This window comes from Amycolatopsis sacchari (genome assembly GCF_900114035.1).
In the GTDB taxonomy this organism is placed as follows: Bacteria; Actinomycetota; Actinomycetes; order Mycobacteriales; family Pseudonocardiaceae; genus Amycolatopsis_E; species Amycolatopsis_E sacchari.
In genome coordinates, this window is sequence record NZ_FORP01000066.1 from 1 (window position 1) to 1356 (window position 1356).

Consider the following 1356-nt stretch of genomic DNA (forward strand, 5'->3'; position numbering starts at 1 on the left):
GATGCTCCTATGGTTGTCAAGGGATGTTTGTGCTGGTGGTGGGGTGGTGGAGGGTGTTGTAGATTTCGCGGGCTAGGTAGCGTTTGAGGCAGCGGATGATGTCTTGTGTGGATAGTCCTTGGTGGGTGCGGCGGGTTTTGTAGGCCTGGGTTCGGGGGTCCCAGCGGAGTCGGGACAGGGCGATGCGGTAGAGGGCGGCGTTGGCTTGGCGGTCGCCGCCGCGGTTGAGGCGGTGGCGGTCGGTGCGGCCGGAGGAGGCGGGGATGGGGGCGACTCCGCACAGGTGGGCGAACGCGGCCTCGGAGCGTAGCCGGTCCGGGTTGTCTCCCGCTGTGAGCAGGAGCTGTCCGGCGCAGTCGGGTCCAACACCGGGCAGGGCGAGCAGGGCGGGGTTGAGGAGGTTGACCAGGCCGGTGATGGCGGTGTCGAGCTGGTCGATTTCTGCGGTGAGGTGCTGGTAGCGGACGGCGAGGTGGTGCAGGGCCAGACGCACCGCGACGGTGGGATCGGTCAGGCCGGGACTGGTGTCCGGGGCGGGGGCGCAGAGGGTGATGATGGCCGGCAGGCGCCGTCCGCGCAGCTGGTCGCGTAGCGGCTCGGGGGCGGTCACCAGCAGGGCATGGACCTGCTGGGCCACGATCTTGCGGGCGGTGACCGCCGAACGGCGGGCGATCCGGAGCGCGCGCAGGGCCTCGAGGTGGCCGTCCCGGTTTTTCGGGGTGCTGATCCGTTCCCCGGTCAGCGCCGCGCGGGCGGCGGCTTCGGCATCGATCGGGTCGGACTTGCCCCGTGCCCGTCGTGTCCGCCGGTCCGGGCGATCCACCTCTACCACCGTGATCTGCCGGCCGGTCAGATACCGGGTCAGGCCCGCACCATAGGCACCGGTGCCTTCCACTCCCACTATGCGCAGCGCACCGAACGATTCCAGCCACCGCGCCAGCTGTGCGTATCCGGGCCCGGTCGCGGGGAAGGTCTGCACGCCCAGCAGCTGGCCGGTCGTGGCCAGCACCGCCGCCGCGGTATGGGTGTCGCGGTGGGTGTCCACCCCGCCCACCACATCCCCGGCCTCCTGGCCAGGGATGTCAGCAGCCCCGGATTGTGTCATCGTAGTCATGGCCATCCTGTTCATTCCGGGAGACAAGGGCCGCACTCACCGGGCCGGGGCGGATGGACAAGACAGTGACGGGTCGCCTGCGGCAACAGGCTCCTATGAAGTCACACCACCCCGCCCGGTGAGCACACGCGACCACCAGCCCGGCAGGACAAATCCCGGCAAAGACACCACAGGTCAGTCAAGGGTCGAGTCACACACCGAACCAGCAGCCACGCACCCATCATCCTCACTGTCAAGGGTGG

The 1356-nt window shown here is 69.1% G+C and carries 1 protein-coding gene; it reads right to left on the reverse strand.

The window, feature by feature from the left end:
• Nucleotides 1-16 precede the first annotated feature (16 nt).
• Complete coding sequence (locus tag BMZ92_RS36655; protein WP_425425907.1) at nucleotides 17-1081, reverse strand: IS110 family RNA-guided transposase; 1065 nt, start codon at nucleotides 1079-1081, stop codon at nucleotides 17-19.
• Nucleotides 1082-1356: the final 275 nt, after the last annotated feature.